At 42.3% G+C, this 17,930-nt stretch carries 11 protein-coding genes and 5 pseudogenes; 5 read left to right on the top strand and 11 right to left on the bottom strand.

Annotated features, from left to right (window positions below):
- Window positions 1-347 precede the first annotated feature (347 nt).
- The 6 genes and pseudogenes from AACV78_RS20375 to AACV78_RS20355 form a co-directional block, all read right to left on the bottom strand.
- Window positions 348-527, bottom strand: coding sequence for a hypothetical protein (locus AACV78_RS20375; protein ID WP_228041985.1), 180 nt, complete (start codon window positions 525-527; stop codon window positions 348-350).
- A gap of 24 nt (window positions 528-551) precedes the next feature.
- Entirely contained in the window at window positions 552-1,769 is a 1,218-nt protein-coding gene (locus AACV78_RS20370; protein WP_228041984.1) for a transposase, read from the bottom strand.
- 579 nt (window positions 1,770-2,348) lie between these two features.
- Window positions 2,349-2,528, bottom strand: a complete 180-nt coding sequence (locus AACV78_RS28780) for a helix-turn-helix domain-containing protein (RefSeq protein ID WP_228041992.1) — start codon at window positions 2,526-2,528, stop codon at window positions 2,349-2,351.
- Between the two features lie 440 nt (window positions 2,529-2,968).
- A pseudogene (locus tag AACV78_RS28775) lies at window positions 2,969-3,062 on the bottom strand (IS66 family transposase); the annotation flags it as partial.
- A 235-nt stretch (window positions 3,063-3,297) separates the two neighbouring features.
- Window positions 3,298-4,179, bottom strand: a complete 882-nt coding sequence (locus tag AACV78_RS20360) for an IS66 family transposase (RefSeq protein WP_228041982.1) — start codon at window positions 4,177-4,179, stop codon at window positions 3,298-3,300.
- Between the two features lie 60 nt (window positions 4,180-4,239).
- A pseudogene (locus AACV78_RS20355) lies at window positions 4,240-5,210 on the bottom strand (IS630 family transposase).
- Between the two features lie 270 nt (window positions 5,211-5,480).
- Between AACV78_RS20355 and AACV78_RS20350 the strand changes: the two are divergent.
- The 5 genes and pseudogenes from AACV78_RS20350 (at window position 5,481) to AACV78_RS20335 (ending at window position 8,416) form a co-directional block, all read left to right on the top strand.
- Window positions 5,481-5,696, top strand: coding sequence for a transposase family protein (locus AACV78_RS20350; protein WP_194012944.1), 216 nt, complete (start codon window positions 5,481-5,483; stop codon window positions 5,694-5,696).
- A 110-nt stretch (window positions 5,697-5,806) separates the two neighbouring features.
- A pseudogene (locus AACV78_RS20345) lies at window positions 5,807-6,865 on the top strand (ISKra4 family transposase).
- A 120-nt stretch (window positions 6,866-6,985) separates the two neighbouring features.
- Window positions 6,986-7,159 (top strand): ISAzo13-like element transposase-related protein, encoded by a 174-nt coding sequence (locus tag AACV78_RS20340; protein WP_339383741.1) that lies wholly within the window; start codon window positions 6,986-6,988, stop codon window positions 7,157-7,159.
- A 99-nt stretch (window positions 7,160-7,258) separates the two neighbouring features.
- A complete protein-coding gene (locus tag AACV78_RS28770) occupies window positions 7,259-7,492 on the top strand; it encodes a helix-turn-helix domain-containing protein (RefSeq protein WP_194009124.1) in 234 nt (77 codons plus the stop codon).
- A gap of 528 nt (window positions 7,493-8,020) precedes the next feature.
- Window positions 8,021-8,416 carry a transposase gene (locus AACV78_RS20335; RefSeq protein ID WP_194009125.1) on the top strand — a complete coding sequence of 132 codons (396 nt, stop codon included), beginning with the start codon at window positions 8,021-8,023 and terminating at the stop codon, window positions 8,414-8,416.
- Window positions 8,417-9,092: 676 nt separating this feature from the next.
- Here the strand turns inward: AACV78_RS20335 and AACV78_RS20330 are convergent.
- From AACV78_RS20330 to AACV78_RS20310, 5 genes and pseudogenes are all read right to left on the bottom strand, one after another.
- Window positions 9,093-10,150 (bottom strand): annotated as a pseudogene (locus tag AACV78_RS20330) (ISKra4 family transposase).
- Window positions 10,151-10,883: 733 nt separating this feature from the next.
- Window positions 10,884-11,324, bottom strand: a pseudogene (locus tag AACV78_RS20325) (ISAs1 family transposase); the annotation flags it as partial.
- Between the two features lie 91 nt (window positions 11,325-11,415).
- Complete coding sequence (locus tag AACV78_RS20320) at window positions 11,416-11,673, bottom strand: hypothetical protein (protein WP_194009148.1); 258 nt, start codon at window positions 11,671-11,673, stop codon at window positions 11,416-11,418.
- A gap of 446 nt (window positions 11,674-12,119) precedes the next feature.
- The gene (locus AACV78_RS20315; RefSeq protein ID WP_194009128.1) at window positions 12,120-13,508 is read right to left on the bottom strand and encodes an aspartate aminotransferase family protein; all 1,389 of its coding nucleotides are present in this window, start codon (window positions 13,506-13,508) and stop codon (window positions 12,120-12,122) included.
- A gap of 59 nt (window positions 13,509-13,567) precedes the next feature.
- Window positions 13,568-17,908 carry a non-ribosomal peptide synthetase family protein gene (locus AACV78_RS20310; protein ID WP_194009129.1) on the bottom strand — a complete coding sequence of 1,447 codons (4,341 nt, stop codon included), beginning with the start codon at window positions 17,906-17,908 and terminating at the stop codon, window positions 13,568-13,570.
- Window positions 17,909-17,930 lie beyond the last annotated feature (22 nt).

Genomic DNA, 17,930 nt, shown 5'->3' with positions numbered 1-17,930 from the left:
GCAAGTCTTCTCGTGTTTTACTATAAGTATTCGTCCTGGGTCGAAACGCTGAATTTCGTCGTCTGAGTGAGGCGTTAAACGCTTCCACATGATTGGCATGAATGTCACTCTCTTCGACCGAGTGGAGCCTGTCGGGATGCTCTTGAACCGGAGCTTGATATTTCGGGCGAGGACGACCGGCTCGTCGCTTCGACCCTTTATTTTTCAGACGCACCCCCACGAACCGCCGTAATCGCTTTTTCGGTCTGCCCGGTTTGCCTTCTGGCAACACCTCATGACAGAGCGTAAATAACAGGTTCCCATACCGTCGCTCTCCATCCGTTAACAGGGTCAGATTCTCAGTGCGCTCAATCACTTCCACCAATTGCTCTAATGCTTTGTGGAAAAGCTGTTCGTTCTTCTCTCCACAGTGCCAATTCCCACAGGAATCGACTCCCTCGTTCCATCAAGACAATCGTCCAACCCTCTGATTTGGAAGCTGCTTTATTGCGTTCCACTTTGGTGTACAATTCATCTCCTTCAATCACTAAATCCAATACTTCGGACAGTTTTTAAGCAGCAAGAGTACCATAGGATAGGACTGACGAGAGGTTAGGGTGATTTAAAATCAAGTTAGGGTCTAAATCTAACTTGTTAATAAAGGTGTAAAGTAGATGCCTATTAAATTCTAAGCGTTTGTAAGAACAGATTGAAAACACAAAGGGAGCCGGAGATGAATGACGATTATAAGCTTCATATTTTGCCAAATTTAAAGCAATGAGACTGGAGTTAAAATGAAAATCAAGCCGTTGACTACCACGACATTGGCAGTCGGATAAACCTGTAAATTGTTTGCCATCACGAAAAATTAACTCAATCTGGAAACGGGCCTGATAATACTCAAGTATTTGCTCGGCTGGCAGAGCAATATCGGTGCTAAACAATAAAATATTTTTGATATTACCGTTAGGTTGAAGCTCTGAAATCACAGCTAAACGTATTTCACATTTTAAACAATAACTCCATACTACTAATGAATAAAGATTAACTTCCGGTCGAAGTTTTTGGACAAAAGTTAAATTCTTTAAATTATTGCAGTCAACCTTTCCATCATATTTGCGAGGAGCGCCTCGTGGATTTTTTTCACCTGTATAGAGGTAATTTAAGTTAGCATCAATCCTTAATTTGCTAATCAAATTTAAATCTGCATCCCGTACAGCATTCCAGAATTTTAAGCGACAATAATAACCATCAGCTACCAAGTAACGGACAGAATCTGGCAACAAAGAACGAGTTTTTTTTAAATGTTGAGCATAGTCATCAACTCTTGTTATTTCAGGCGTTAAGCTTAATAACTTCTTTTTTTTGCAAAGTTTTTTTGAATTATTTTTAACTTTAGCAGTTAGGGGATTTTTCGGTAGTTCTGTGGTCGGATGCAAGGGCGTTTGTTGTACACTTAGGCTATAAGATAAATGAGTTTCAACTTCGACCACAGAAATTACAGAAATTTCTAATCCCGATTCAGGTCTGCCAGCTACACCATTATAAAAACTAGCTTTGCCTTCAGTTTTTTTGCCACTTTTGGGGATAAAAGAACAATCGATAACGGCAATAAGTGTTCGCTGATGATCTAAGGCTTTATTGAGAAATAATTTATTAAATGCGGGAAAATCAAAGCTTTTGAAAAAGTGGCGACGATAGGTTTTTTCACTCAAACAGCTATAACGACTCAAATTGGTAAAATTAACCTGGCCATAAACAAGCAATATGGTGGAAAATAAAATCACCATAAACTTCTTTTAAGCTTGACTAATACCTGGCATTTGTTGTAAAATAGATTCAAGAATATTCATGAGGCAGTTTTTTAAGTTCGTGTGTTTTTTGAGCTTAACCTAAAAATTGCCTTTTTTTTGATTTTTGATTCAGATTCCAATAACTTTTGTAGCGAGGCTCGCCTCGCGTCCCTCTTCCAAAACTGTCCGAAGTATTGTAAATCGATGAATCTGTGCATCAAGGAATACAATCTCAACCTTGGCTTCAGTGCTGCTAATTGCCATTCCCATGCAATGATGCTCTTTTTGGCAACATGATAAGTTCCTGCGGTTGCATTCAGTCCCATGCCTTCGGTTCTCGCACTCAAAACTTCAATCACCCGACTTAAAGGTGTTCTCAATCCTGCCATTGGGGTTGCATATGTCTCACTCAAATAACTGTCGCAGGCTCGACAATGTTGAATCGTTCGTTCGCCATGATTTTTTGTCATGTAGCTTGTATGGCGATAGACATCTCTATTCCCACAACACGGGCATCCCTGCGCGAATAATTCCATCTTCTCCCTCTGTGCCGATTTTCTCACAAGTCCCGAGATATCACCATCTTGGACTCCCATGTTGGGAAACCAGTGCCTCCCATTTAATTCCCAGATGAAAAAAAGTAGGATATTCTCGCAAATAGGATAATGTCATTAAGATTTGGTCTTCTACGCACAATTTACTTGGTCCTCCTAATTTTTTTTGAATTTTTTTTTCTGCTTTGACTATTTTTACCATCTCTTTGAATGTCTCTTGATGTAGTCCACAGTACCGTTTAAAGTCGGCGAGGTTTAACTTTTGTACTTGTTCGTAATTCATCTTATTAAGCTAATTCTTTCTTTTATTTGGCTCTTTAGAACTTATGGTGATAACTTTATCTAATCAAAAATAGACTCGTGCATAAGACTAGAAGCTGAAACTCATATAAATGAAGGCTTCTAGCTCCTAATGTTGAAAAAATGAGTCTATAAGTATCTAGACAAAATTAATTACATAGTTTTCTCCAAATTTTTTCAGAATTTTTTCAACAGATGCAACGAAAGTTTCCCAACTTGTAATTGCTCAACTAGGGGAAAAAAGGGAGCCATCAATAGAGAGAGCTTGTTGAATAGATTGATAAGCCGTCAAGCCCTGACGCTTGCCAGTATTAACCACTGAACGAACGGCAGCAAACAAATCTCGCCCCCATGAAGAACGGAAGCCATTGGTGACACGACGAAATATCACGCTCATCCGAATCGCCTGTTCACTACTATTATTCGTGGGTGGAATTGTCGCATCTTCCAAAAATATAAATAAATTGTCGCTCAGCCCACCATAACGTTTTCGTAAACGGAGACCATCGGGATGATGTGGTACTAAATCCAAAAGCTTGGTTAATCTTTCCTGTAAATTTTATCGAGATCGATTGAGTCTAGTATCGTCTATTTTTGATCGTCGCCGATGGATGATAAAAGCCCTTAATAATAACCTCTTCATCCCTGGGGCAAAAATCCTGTCCCCAGCGTCAATCGCATATTGGCAATCGCGCAGTTGATGAGCACTCGCATACTTGCCATTGTGGTGCTGGGTGATTTTTTTGAGCACTAAATAAGTCTGACACCCAAATATCGGGACGATGTTCTGCCAGAACTTCCTTCATTACCTCACTTCCTCGACTCGGGCGGATGAGGTGTAAACAAACATCCTGATTCTGAAACACCCACTCCCACTGGTTTTGTCCGTTCACTCTCGCACTGGTTTCGTCTGAGCAAATTAATTTTGCCCGCCGCAACCGTTGCAATATTTGACTTACTTGCTCATCTAAACTGGTTTTGACTTGCACCAGCAAGTTAGCGATTGCTCCTTCGGATATCTTGAGTCCAAAGACTTCTCCAAATATGGACGACAGCCGTTCGTAGCTGATGGCATGAGTGTAACGCAGATATGTAACTAAGCTTTGAATCGAACTACCAAACGGTGAACCTGGTTCCATTCCTAATGGTACAGGTGCAACATACTCGGTTTGACAGCAGGCACACTGACCACCATAACGTTCTATTCTGGTGATGATGGGGCGAATTGGTGGAATTTCGATTTTTTCGTAGACGGATTGCAATTTTTGTGTGGCGGCGGTGACTTTTTCTCCACACTGGGGACAATTTTTGAGTTGGGCGATGATTGTTTGGTCGGGTTCAGGATGTAGCTCTCTTCCTCCTCCGACTCTTCCAACGCTTCTTTGTCTTTTAATCCCCTGAATTTTTGATGGCTTAATGTTGGGCTTAAATCCCTTTGATGGCGGAGTGCTGGAATTTTTGCTAGTTTTGGTGGGAGCTCGGTCTGCTTTTGGTTGGTATGTGGCTAATGCTGCGCTGAGTTTTTGGATTTCTTGCCATAGCTCTACTATCAAGGCTTCTTTTGCCTCGTTCGATAGTTGCTTGATTGTCGGGGAGTTTTTCCATTCCTTTATCTAATGTCTATCTCGTCTTCTTGTCAAGGGGGTTGAGCAATTACCCCAACTTTTGTAAGCAGATATCTCAATCCATTCATACTTGATAAACCGCCATAGGATTTCAATTAAATTTAATTGAGGAGAGTAAGCAGGTAACTCAAAAAGAGTAATATTCCGTTGTTTCCACTCTTCAACTTTGTCAAGAATAGCATCACTCCTGTGAATAGAAGCTTGATCTGTGACAATTACCGTTGGCTTATCTACTGGGGGGAAAAAAGCATCAATACAGGCAATAACCACATGTGAGTTAATACTTTGAGATGAAACATAAGTTTCAAGATGGTTATTTCGATTCATGATTCCTAGTACATTCATACGCTGACTACGACGACTAGGAATTGCTAAATATTCTCCAATGTTCTGCCAGCCATAGGGAACACAAGGAATCAAACACAATCCTGTTTCATCCAAGTAATATAAATCAATTTCTCCCCGATCGTCCAATCGCTTTAATTCTTCTAGTTGTGCCTTTTTATCTTGATATTCATGGGCTGGAGGCTTTCCGGCAACTCCTTTACGCATACGATGCCAACTCATGTTCAGCATTTTTAGTATTCTTTGAATTGTTTTTATACTCGGACTTATGCCCCAGGCTTCTTGAACTTTTTGGCTAACTTTTTTTAATTGCCTTGGTTCTTGTTGGACCACTCTTTGATTGGGGCTTTCTGCGAAGAGTCAAATAGTGATTTAGCACCTCTTCCTGGTTTATTATAAAGTCCTACCATTCCTTCTGAGTCCCACCGATTGAACCAGTTATAGAGTGTCTTATAACTTATTCTGAAAATATTCATTAACTCTACTTTTTTTACTCCTTGCCAAGCTAATATGAGGCAATGTAATCTCTGACGTACTTGATGATGTCGGCTTTGGCGATGAATTCGCTGTAGTAATTTAGACGAAAGAAGATTTATTTCCCTGATAAACATCATAGAAAATTCTAATTAACTCATAATTTTGCCTGTCATATCATTCTACCATGTATTTGTGTAATTAACTCTGTCTAATTACTTAAGTCCGCCAAATCATGAAAAACCCATTAAATTTAGTTATCTGGCTCAAAGTTAAGCCCCTAACTGATAAAATTTAGCTGTTTTGTGGAACTCACCCTTTTACCCTAAAAATTTTTGAGCTTCGGTTTATGGACAATCATCTCGATTTAATACTGGGCTTACCTGAAGTGACCGAAGCGAGAATTTACAATGCTAGAAGATGGAATTTGCCTAAAGATTAAATTGATCGACTTAGGAACACACTGTCCTTCATGTCAAAATTTTACCACCGAAATCAATCAAAATCGTCCCCTCCTAGTACGAGACCTTCCTTGTTTTGATAAAGTTACTTATTTACAGGTTCCCGACGGCAATTTTATTGTCGTCATTGTCAAAAGTATTTCACCGAAAAACTACCTTGGATAGAGTGGAAGCGGCGACATACTTTGGGGAGCATCCCGGTTTTGTAAATATCCGAATAAGTGTAAAATAGTTAAAATCAATAAAAGCGTCAAAAAAAGTCGAGAAAAAGAGCCATGACCCCTGAAGAACTAGAGCGGTTGGAATCCTGTGCGGCCGAAATTGCTAAAATTTGGTATAACAATACACCCCGGTGTGAACTGACCAGTCTGGAAAATATTGAAAAACATCTCAGGCAACAATGGCTTGAAACAGTGGGCTCACAAATTGGTTTTTTTTTATCAAAGAAGCAACAGGAACAGAACAAGGACGACCGCGCACAGTAAAAAGCTGTATTGGTGAACTAAGAATTACTGAAAAACAGGCCGAAAAATTAGAGTTCAAGAAATCTACTCGATTATCTCCATTATTTGAAAAATGCTGTCTCCGTCAAATAGCTAATCTTTCCTACTTCAAGGCAGCCCAAGAAATGGAAGTTCAGACAGGAGTAAAGATAGGACACACTTGTTTACACCGATTGGTAGAAAAACAAGAATGGTCAGAACCTCATGCCAAAATAGAGGTGAAATAAACAAGCATAGATGGAGGGAAAGTCCGTCTCAGAGGGAAGTTGGGCGAAGGCTCTCATTGGCAAGATTATAAAGCAGTGCGGTTACATGAAAGTTATTATGGGGCTTTTTATCAAGAGAATGAAGAGTTAATTAATTATATAAACCATCAGCCCTTAGCCGATATATTAACTTGTTTGGGTGATGGATATGATGGGATATGGAATATTATGAGCCAGTTAAATCCTGGTAAAACCCGACGTGAAATTTGAGACTGGTATCATTTAATGGAAAATTTATATAAAGTGGGAGGGTCATTAAAATCTTTAGCCAAAGCCAAGAAATTTTTGTGGGCCGCCCTCGTCGAACCTACCCTAAATTTATTTAAAAATTGTCGCAGAAAAACCGCTAAAAAATTTTGCAAGTATCTAGAAAAGCATCGCTCTCGAATTGTTAACTATGAGCAATTATCATCAGATAAGATATGTTCCATTGGCTCGGGCGCGCTGGAATCGACTGTCAAACAAATAGAAGGTTGAAAATCTCCCAAGGTCAATGGTCAAAAAAAAGGTCAATCAAATGCTAAAACTTCGTTGTGTTTACCTCAACGCTCTCTTGGCTATTTGAGGCTTTTGCAAACCGGGATGCTCCCGATTCAATTTTGATTAAATGTGATGGAGGTGGCAGTAATAATTCTCATCACTATATCTTTAAGTCAGATTTACAAAAATTAGTTAATGAGCTAATATAGAAATCCGAATAGCACCTTATCCTCCTTATACATCCAAGTACAATCCTATTGAACATCGCTTATTTACTCATGTAACGAGAGCTTGTCAAAGAGTGATTTTTACCAGTGTTGACTTATACCATTTTCATAAAAAAATGCTACAGTTAGTAGAAGCACATTTTGCAATTTAGTAGCCCAAGATAAATCAAAATAATGTTAGGAGTTATTAAAGTTGTAATTCGAGAAACCGCAGCAGAACTGAAAACTTTGCTGGCACAGAGAAAGATGCTATGCCCCACAAAAAACTGCTGATTCTGTATTGGATCAAGGCCAAAACAGTGGATAGTGTATTGTCTGCTGCCGTGCGTTTAGGTAAGCATCGTACCACAATACAAAGATGGTTGTCTAGCTACCGAACTGGGGGAGTAGAAGAATTATTATGCCAGAAACCTCCTGCGGGTCGGCCCAGAATAATGACTCCCGAAATTGTAGAGAAATTATCAGAAGAGTTAAACCAAGTATAAGGGTTCAGTAGCTACAAAGAAGTACATCAGTGGTTGACAAACGGTTGTGAAATTCCCGTGGCATATCGGACAGTGCATCAATGGGCAAGATATCGCCTTAAAGGCAAATTAAAAGTTCCACGTCCGGTGAGTGAAAAGCAAAAACTAGGAGCAGTAGAAGAGTTTAAAAAAAACTGCCAATTTTAATTACAGCACTTTGCTTAACAATTAGGTACAATAGTAGAGGTGGTAAAAAAGAGAAAAATGAAACCCTACTCCCTAGATATGCGTCAAAAGATCGTTGACACAAGGAGAAGCAGGTAACACCTCTATTCGGAAAGTAGCAGAAAGATTTCAAGTCAGCAAAAGTACTGTACAAGCACTACTAAAGCGAAAAAAAGAGACAGGAAAATTACTCCCTAGTCAGGCAAAGGGCGGTAAACCGAGCCTACTGTTTGGTCACGAACCACAGATTGAAGAGATGGTAGTTCAGTATCCAGATTACACACTAGCAGAATACTGTGAGTATTGGCACGAAAAAACAGGAGTATGGTTGAGCGAGAGTGCCATGTGCCGATTCCTCAAAAAGCAGGAACTCACTTTGAAAAAAAAACTTTACGGAGCAGTCAAGCCCATAAAGAAATTAATCAAAAGAAGCGCATAGAATATTGGGAAAAAATCCGAGATGTCGAACCAGAAAATCTGATATTTTTGGACGAAATGGGTGTATTGCTTGGGATAATGAGGCAAGGAGCTAGAAGTAAAAAGGGAGAAAGAAGCTACGATATAAAGCCATTTTATAGAGGAAGTAGAGTGACAGTAGTTGGTGCAATAAGCAATAAGAAGGTAATCGCCATGAAGACAATGGAAAAATCTATGAATGGAGAGGAGTTCAAGAAATTTGTGCAAGAACAACTTCCAAATTATGGAAAGGAGCGGTATTAGTCATGGATAATTTGAAGGTACATAAGGTAGAGGGGGTAGAAGAAATGATCTCCGCAGTAGGAGCAAGTGTGGTCTATTTATCACGCCAACTCACCGGAATTTAACCCGATCGAACATTGATGGTGGGAATTAAAGGCATGGCTCAGGAGATTTGTACCTCGAAGTGTACAGATTGTGGAAAAACTCTTGGAATTGGGAGTGAAATTATGTTCAAGTAAGCAAATCGAAAATTATTTTGCTCACTGCTGTTACTGTACCTCTTAGTCACGCAAAGTGCTGTAAAGCAATTCTGACTCAAAGTCAGAGCTTTTTAAAACAATGGAAAAAAGTGCGGTATTGGAGCCAAGACGAAAGTCGGATGGGGTTGCAGACAATTCAAAGAAGAAAGCTAACAGGTTACGGCATAAAACCGCAAGGAAAAGTACAATTAGAGTGTACTTATTTGTGGTTGTATGGTGCAGTAGAGCCCCTAACAGGAGCAAGTTTTTTTTATGATTTTACTCATTTAGATTAGCGTGTGCTTTGAGAAAATTTGAGAGTTGTTTGCTAGGGAGTCACCGGATAATTTACATCTAATTCAACTAGATAATGGAGGGTTTCATAACTCTTTAAATCTCAGTATACCAGCAAACGTTATTTGGGAGCATCTCAAATATGTAATGAGTATAAATACTACTCAGGCCAAAGCGAGATTTAAATAAGCACAACGATGTTTCAGAACTTGAGCCAGATTGTCACGATTCCATTGTGCCCCGGATATTTTGATTCTCCGTCCAATCTGTTTAATTGTCGCCTCGACAGCACCAGAACCAATTGTGATCTTTTGAGACTGCATCGCCTGATAATCAGGAATCCTACATCGATGTCGTTCTAGATAATCCAGAAAGTTCTTGACGTGAGGTACATCCCAGCCAGCCAAAGCAGCGATTGCCCCATCCACCTGACCACGCCACAGATGAGTCTCCACTGTTCGCAAACGTTGATTAGAACCACCCAATTTGTACAGGTTTTCCTTGAGGTGATACCAATCTAAAATCTCTAAACGTTTCTCGAATGAAGCAATCCCAGCTATCAAATTCCAGACCCCTGGATGTCCATCACCTAGACAAGCAACCGGCTCACCCAAAGGCTGTCGATTCACCCAATCCAATAGCTTGTTATTCTCTTGAAAGAAAGCAGCACACTGTTGATGATGCAACGCCACGGCTTTGTAGTCTCGCCATTCACTGGCTTCTCCTAAGTCGGTTCTTAATCTTGCCTTGCCTCCATCTAAACTCAAAGCGGTAACAGTTTTCTCTGCTACAGCCTCCACAAATTCTTGTCGATGTACTAGCCGTTGTTGCGTACTGTGGGATACGTATATTCCTGTGAGTTGTTGTAAGTCTTTAGTAGTATTGGCATAGGATACGTTGGCGCTCAATATTAGGCAGCATTTTTCTAAGTGAGGGCTTAATCTTGTCCCTTTCTTTAGTCCGAGTTTTTTACTTTGTTGTTCTCTTACTCGCCATTTACCCATACAGGTCTGGATTTCTCTGGCTCTGCCTGCTTCTGTTTGGCTGCTGCTGCTTAAAAAATTTTCCAATCTCTGGGGCTACTTCTTTGAGGACATGATCTCGCTCCGGCTAATTCAATACTGCCAAAGTCTTTTAGCTGTTCTGATGGTGTATTCTTGAGTAAGATAGCGGATACCTTTTCTAGACATTTTTGGAGTTCTTGAGTTTCTGCTGGGGTCATATTTTTCTCACTCGTAAGTGTGTTTTTACATTTTACATAATTCTTGCATATTACTCTTCTAAGTATTTATACTTAGTGCATAATTGAGATGCTCCCCGTTATTTTACTATTTCAACCCGCCTACAGTCCGGAAGTAAACCCCATAGAAAGACTGTGGGGATATGTAAAATAACAATTGAAATGGTTGAGATTTGAACACATAGAGGAGTTGAGAGCAACGGTGCAAAAAGAGTTAAACAAGTTGACGAATGAAGTCATTGCTTCTTTGACGGGATGGCAATTCATTTTAGAGGCTATATCTGTAGCAGAAGTTTAAGAAACCGATATGAGTCAAAGAACTCATGGAAAAAACCCACACAAAAACTGGACTTTCAGTAGTAGTAAATGTGCTCGATAAAGTTTATAAAACTGGTCGAAAAGTAGCTGAGGGATTTAAGGAGACAAGGAAAATTATTTTTGATGAATATTGCCAAAATGGAATTACTGTGCTGTTCCGACAATTGAGTAGATGGTGAAGTTATTAAATTTTCATTCCTAAGTGCGTATCCCAGTCAAGGATTTTTTTTATCAAATTGTCCAGAATTTCTGACCGGCCACGCCTTGCAAAATATCTGTAATTTATCATCCCGTTGTGTCACCCAATTACTGGATAAATAAGCCCGATCAATATGTAACTCAGCTAGGTGAATATTTTGAAATTTTAAGTCACGTTCTAGGTCAACTGTAGCCAGGGCTATTTCATTCTGAACAAGATTTTGAGTGTGTTAAGATTAAAGCCAGCACTTCGTTGCGCTTGAGCCATGTTATTAAAACCGTTCTCTCGGTACAAATTGAGGGCGAAATTGCGGGCGATTGCCCAAATTTGCACCAGTGGTGGGGTGCGAATACCAGAAGAATCCTCGCCTTGAGTTACGTCTCGAACATAATGGACTTTGTTCTCAACGCCCCAGTACCGTCGAATTCGTGCTGCAAAAGCTGGAACCGTATCGATAAATGAGGCAACGTAATAGCGAGTTTCGGTGGAGACTTCAATGATGGTCGCCCGATGCACAAGGCGTTCGGACTGAACTCGAATCAAGGTTTGTAGTCCTGGGAAATCGGGATTTCCATCAAGGATATGACTAATGCTAACGGTGCGTTTTTCAATGCGACCATGCCCTTTATTGATTTGTTGGGTCGTTGCTTGTGGTTGAAAATTGGCTACTACAGCTGCAAGTAAGCCTGACTAATTGCTTTTGAGTGCACCGATATAGTCGTTATGGCTGTCAATGATTGTAGTCGCTGTTTTTTTGGGTGCTGATGGCATCAAAAGCGAACACCACTCCTTGCAATGTCATCTGTTTGATGAAGGCAGGCAAAGCAGTGATTTCATTCGTTTTCGACTCGATTTCGTAGGGTTCGAGAATCAAGCCCCCCTCGAAAATATAAGCCGTGACCAGCATAATCGCCGGATGTGAGTCTACTGTGGGGTCATCGCTGATGGCTTCATTTCTGGCCTCGCAGCACCTTGCCGTCGGTGGCAATGGTTTCTCCAGGCCTTGGTTGAATGCCGAAGAATCGAGATAAACAAGCCGAGTAATCCCGGTAATCGAGTCGCAACAGTGTCCGCCGAATTGTGCTGTAAGACCGTAAGCGCCCTTTGGGTGGCGCTTTCGATGGCTACCAATTCATCATGGTAGGCCCAAAGCCAGTCTCCAATCGCCAGAAATCCACGATTTCCAGCCGTCACCGATAGAGTAAACAAAGCTAAACATAGAGCTTGCGTATGGCGTTGTCCTGCGGTACGCCGTGTATCAGGCAGGGCTGTAAAAGCTTCGACAATGGCAAGTTGAGACATCGTAGACAGGCCTTTCGGGTGAGAATCAATCCAATATCATATCAGTCTTTCGATAAGAATGAAATAGCCCTGGGTATAAGTAGTGGGTGCGACCATGTGCTTTGTAACTCTTTAATAATTTACTAGCGGGTTTTACTTGCTGGCGATTGAAACAATTTCTGCTTGGGGATGAGAAGAAACCGGGAAAAAGCCTCCTTCGCGCATTTCTTGAATACTCTCTTTAACTGCCTGAATGATGCGTTCGATGTCTTCATTAGTGTGAGCGGTGGAGAGAAAGCAGCTACGACCTTCGCATATGAAAATACGCTTTTCAAGTAAGTGAAAAAGTAGCGGATCTATCTCAACCGAGGCAGCAGGGCGAAATTGCGATCCGAAATTTACAAGCCAGACAGAGACTTCATTTTCTTTGAAATAAGCATTCAGGGTTTCAACTAGGTGTGAAGTGCGCTGATTCAACTGCTGCTGAAGGGCTGGGCCTTGACTTTTAAGATAGCGCAGCACGGAACGCGCAGCAGCCAGAGCAAGTGGGTGCTTGCAAAAAGTACCGGCAAAAATTGTTGTTTTTACCTGGGGGGAGGAATCATCGCCGTAGTTCCACAAACCGCCGTCAATTTTATCCATATAAGCAGCTTTTCCAGCGATAATTCCAATGGGCATACCGCCCCCGACAATTTTACCGTAAGTTGCAATATCTGCCTCAATGCCAAACCACCCCTGCGCCCCGCCTTGATGAATTCGGAAACCAGTAACCATTTCATCAAAAATCAGCGCAATTTCTGATTCTTTTGTTAATTGTCTGAGTTGGTGGAGAAATTCTTTGGGTTGTAAATCGAGACGGCGGCTTTGCACCGGCTCGACGAGAACCGCCGCTAATTCATGCTGGTGAGCTTTGATTATTTCCAGGGCGTGAGGGCTTCCGTAATCCAAAACTAAAACATCTTCAATAAAATTAGCGAGAATTCCTGGCGCTTTTGGAATGGTGCATAAATCGCCATTAATCTTTTTTAGAACTGCGAGAGTTCCGTCAAAATGACCGTGATAAGAACCAGAAAACAAAGCAATTTTATTGCGTTTAGTTGCCGCTCTAGCTAATCGTAAAGCTGCCATCACCGCTTCCGTGCCCGTATTAGAAAAAGCGACGCGCTCCATTCCCGTTAATTCGCAGATTAATTCCGCAACTTCTCCGGCAAGTTCTGCTTGAAGACCAATTTGTACGCCGCGATCGAGTTGCTCTAATAAGGCTTCTTTAATAAAGGTCGGATTATGACCGAAAAGATTGATGCCAAATCCCATCGTGATATCGATGTATTCGTTGCCATCAACATCCCATATTTTAGAGCCAAGCGAGCGATCGGCGACAATAGGATAAAACATCTCCTTGACGGGAAGGCGAAACCCATCAGAAGCCCGATTGTCAGCGAGAACCGGACGGTATTTTTGCGCGAAATTCTTAGATGTCTTTGTGCGATCGGTGTAGCGCTCTATGAGCGCTTTCATGTGTCTTTGCTGCAATTCATTCATTTTGAAGTCTCCAGAGATTGAGCTAGGTAGGGACGCAATGCTTTGCGCCCTTATAGGTTTTAATTGTGGCTACCTATCAAGCCACAATCGGCGAGATAGGAAAGGTAAGTGCGAAACAGATTCGCATCCGCTTGCGGACAGGTGATGTCAGTGGTAGCAAGTCCATCTAGTGTATTTTTGCAATCGAACTGCAGCGTTCCTGATTGTGACATTTCCGCTTCAGAAACTTTTTCTGAAAAAAGACCGACAAGCGGGTACAAAGCATGATCGGGAGAATTTCCAGCGCGATTCACAATTTCTGCTTGCCAAGTCTCATAACAAACCCGCTCGATTGGATAACCGCTTGAGCGAATCCAGCCCACCAATTCACTTAGGTAGAAAGAATGAGGGTTGACTAAGTGAAAATTTTTCCCGATCGATTCTTTTTGCCTCGACAAGTGAACGATCGCTCGGCTCACATAGTCCACTGGCGCTACATTCATCATCCAGTTTCCGTCGGGTACGCATCCTAATTGCACGCAACCGGCAAGCAATCGGTACAGTGAATCGCTGGAATTGCAAGCACCCGTTTGGCTGTGTCCTGAAATGCGTCCTGGTCGGTAAATGCTAACAGGAATTCCGCGATCACGCGCGATTTCAACTAACTTTTCTGCTACCCATTTACTCTGCGGGTAAGCGCCTTTGAGAACTTCTCCCAGCGTTAGTTCGTCTTGCTCTCCCACAGCCTTCACCCCAGATTTCCCCGCTGAGGAGAAAACAGATATAGTAGAAACAAAATGCACGGGTTTGAGCTTAATTTGACTCGCTAGTCGCAGAATTTCTTGAGTTCCCAAAACATTAGAAAGCTTGAGAACAGAATAGGGATAAGTGAACTTGACAAACGCACCATTGTGATAAATAACATCAATTTGGCTTGCCAATTCTCCAAACTGCTCCTCTGAAAGCCCCAAAAGTGGCCGAGCTAAATCTCCTGCAATCGGGATAATTCGGTAGTGAAGATGCTCGTCCCAAATCGAATAATATTCGAGGCTACTTTGAATACGCTTCTTGGCTGATTCAGCATTGTCCGAGCGTACCAAGCAATAAATTTCTGCTTGAGTTTGTAGCAGTAATTCGCGGAGTAAAAAGGCTCCCAGAAAGCCTGTTGCTCCCGTTAACAAGATACGAGTGGGTTCAGCCGTCGGCTCAAAAATTGCAGTTTCAGGGCGGATGGCTGGGTCTAGGATAGCTTCAGCATTAATATAGAAATTCGAGGGGCGATCGCCCGCTGTGTTGCCCCCTTGTTGCATTTCAATTTTTTCAGCTAAACCCGCTACAGTAGGAGCTTCAAACAAAACGCGCAAAGGAAATTCCACCTGAAAAGATTCTCGCACTTTGGCTAACAACTGAGTAATCAGTAATGAGTGTCCCCCCAAGTCAAAGAAATTATCGTGAATTCCTACCTTTTTAAGGTTGAGAAGCTGGCTCCAAATTCCGGCAAGAATCTCCTCACCGGGAGTGCGAGGGCCTACAAACGTATCTGTAAAATTGGCTGCTATGGACGGTGCAGGAAGCGCTTGAGGGTCTATTTTGCCATTGGGAGTCAGTGGCAGCGCTTTCAGAACCACAAAAGCAGAAGGTATCATGTATTCGGGCAGCTTTTCTTTGAGAAATGAACGCAGGCTTTCAATCAGTTGTGAGTCCTGAACGCTGAGTTTTGAGTGAGCAACGATATAGGCGACTAAACGCTGATTTTCCGGTTCATTTTCCTGAAGTAAAACGACTGCTTCGCGTACAGAGGGATGATGAGACAGCCCCGCCTCAATTTCCCCCAATTCAATGCGGAAACCTCGCAGCTTTACTTGGCGATCGACGCGATCGATAAATTCTATATTTCCGTCTGGCAAATAGCGAGCTAAGTCGCCTGTTTTGTAAAGTCGAGTTTTCGGTTCCTGAGTCAATGAATTGCAAATAAATTTTTCTGCGGTGAGTTCTGGTTGGTTTAGATAGCCGCGAGCCAATCCCGCACCAGCAATATATAATTCACCGGCCACCCCTACAGGAACCGGCTGCAAGTGCGAATCGAGCAAATAAATCTGCGTGTTGGGTAGCGGGCGACCTAAAGGAACTGTCTCGGAAATGCGATCGCCTTGCATTTTTACCTGATAAGTCAGCACGCCTACAGTTGTTTCTGTCGGCCCGTAATGGTTGAATATCGAGCAGTCTGGATTGTATTTCTGAATTGTTTCAATTAAATTCCACATCAAAGGCTCACCGCCGAGAATTAATCGCTTTTTCGGTAAGATTTGCGAGGCGTTAGAATCGCTCAACAAAGCTTTTAAGTGAGAGGGAACAATTTTAAGGCAGTCGATAGAATGTTGCTGAAAATAAGCCGCAATTGCTTGAGGATCTGTTGCGCGTTCTTGGGAGATGATGTGGAGGCATCCACCCGAACACAAAGCCGGAAAAATAACCGTGTTTCCCAAGTCGGCGGCGAAGGTAGAAACCGTAGCATAATTTGCACCTGATGGCAGGTTTAATTTTTCCTGAATGCCGTGCAGGTAATTGAGCAGTTGACGGTGTTCAATGGCGACTCCTTTGGGTGTGCCGGTGGAACCGGAAGTGTAAATGACATAAGCTAAATTTTCAGGAGAGAGAGGGGGAGAGGGAGAGGGGGAGACAGAGGGAATTTCTGCGTCTAAGCAGACGATCTGTGCTTGAGTTTCAGGCAAATTTTTGAGGAGATGCTGTTGGGTTAACAGCACTGGAGTCCGAGCATTTTGCAACATCAATGCTAGGCGCTCTTTGGGCATGGCTGGGTCGATCGGTAGGTAGGCACCACCTGCTTTGAGGATGCCTAGAATTCCAGCGATCGCCTCTAAAGAGCGATCGACGCAAATGCCGACAATCACCTCTGGTTTTATCCCTAATTGTTGCAAATAATGGGCGATTTGGTTGGCGCGGGCGTTGAGTTCGCTGTAGGTAATTTGCTGATTTTCACAAACAGCAGCTATCCGGTTCGGCGATCGCTCTGCTTGTTCTTCAAAGAGCTGATGAACGCACTTATCGAGTTGGTAATCTGCTTTGGTGCTGTTTAATTCTACTAATAATTGATGTCGGGCGCGATCGCTCAGCATTTCGAGTTGGTCGATCGCGGTTTGTGGGTTGCTGGCTGCACTTTGCACCAAGGTGTAAAATTGCTCTGCCAAGCACCGGATACTATTGTCTGCAAGGAAGATAGGATCGTAGTGAAACTCAGCGGCGAGCGAGTCATTTTGGCGGTGGCAAGAAAGTTTAACTTTGAAGCGATCGCCGCACGCATACTGCTTGTCAATTGAAAAAAATACGCCACTAGCCGAATGCTTTTCGAGCTGTTCCTCAAACTCGAAACCAAATGGAAAGCCGGAAGAGGTGCCTAAATATTCGTGGGAAAAATATTCTTGATACTTGTATGCCTCGCATTCTTCCTGCTGAATTTGCTGCCAGGTTTCCGCGAAGGAAAAATTTTCTGTTAGTTGGCTCGACAGCGGTAAAAATTTGGCAAACAGCCCAAGCGCTGGCTCTAGTTCTTCGTATTTTCGACCGTCGAATGCCACGCCAACAGTGAGCTCTGATTGGCCAATCAGCCGCCAGAGCAAAATTTTCCAGCAAGCGAGCAAGAATGTAGAAAGTGAGGTGTTGTACTGGCGGGCGATCGCTTCCACTTTTTTTAGCAAAGCTAACTCTAATTTGACCTCAAAAGCTTGGGGAGTAAATTGAGATGGCGCGTTGATTAATCTATTTTCAAACGGCAACCTTAAACTCGCTAGCGCCGATAAATCTTGTCTAGTCCAGTATTCTTTGCCCTCCGCCACTTCCTCATCTTCGAGCAATTCATTTTGCCATTCGGAAAATTGAACGTATTGTACAACTTCATCGGAAAGTTCTTCGCCGTGAAGGGAGGCAGCATAGCACTGGCTGAGTTCTCGAACCAGATTTTTTAGTGTGCGACTATCGGCGCACAGTGCTGGTAAACTGACTAACAAAATATGCCTCTCAGATGAAAGTGTAATTAAAGACAAGCGCCAAACAGGATTGCCCTCGAAGTTGAATAAAGCGTTCTTTTCTTGCTGAAAAATATCTTCAAGTTTGGCTTGTTGCTCCTGGGGAGTCACTTCACTCAAGTTAACCCAGTTCCACGAAACAAAGCTATGTTCGGAAATAACTTGTATAGGAATTTTTAGCCCTGGCCTTCGCTGAAAACTGGTTCGGATAATTTCGTGACGCTTACTCACTTTTTCTAAAGCTTTCTTTAGGTTGTCAGTTTGAAGACTTCCCTCGATCGAAATAGCGGATTGAATGCGATAAGCCGGGCTGTCTTGCTGCAACAGCCACAGATATTTTTGCTGGGGTGAAAGCCGAAATCCATTAATTGTTTGCATTGTTTTTATTTCTCAAAGCACT

Source organism: Tychonema sp. LEGE 07196 (genome assembly GCF_963890365.1).
Lineage (GTDB): Bacteria > Cyanobacteriota > Cyanobacteriia > Cyanobacteriales > Microcoleaceae > Microcoleus.
Note: the sequence above shows the minus strand (reverse complement) of the source record. Positions and strands in the feature narration are given on the sequence as shown.

Coding starts and splice junctions, on each gene's coding strand:
- AACV78_RS20335 (WP_194009125.1), top strand. CDS start 8,021: ATGGTTGAGCGAGAGTGCCATGTGCCGATTCCTCAAAAAGCAGGAACT.
- AACV78_RS20310 (WP_194009129.1), bottom strand. CDS start 17,908: ATGCAAACAATTAATGGATTTCGGCTTTCACCCCAGCAAAAATATCTG.
- AACV78_RS20370 (WP_228041984.1), bottom strand. CDS start 1,769: ATGGTGATTTTATTTTCCACCATATTGCTTGTTTATGGCCAGGTTAAT.
- AACV78_RS28770 (WP_194009124.1), top strand. CDS start 7,259: ATGCCCCACAAAAAACTGCTGATTCTGTATTGGATCAAGGCCAAAACA.
- AACV78_RS20315 (WP_194009128.1), bottom strand. CDS start 13,508: ATGAATGAATTGCAGCAAAGACACATGAAAGCGCTCATAGAGCGCTAC.
- AACV78_RS28780 (WP_228041992.1), bottom strand. CDS start 2,528: ATGGTAAAAATAGTCAAAGCAGAAAAAAAAATTCAAAAAAAATTAGGA.
- AACV78_RS20350 (WP_194012944.1), top strand. CDS start 5,481: ATGCTAGAAGATGGAATTTGCCTAAAGATTAAATTGATCGACTTAGGA.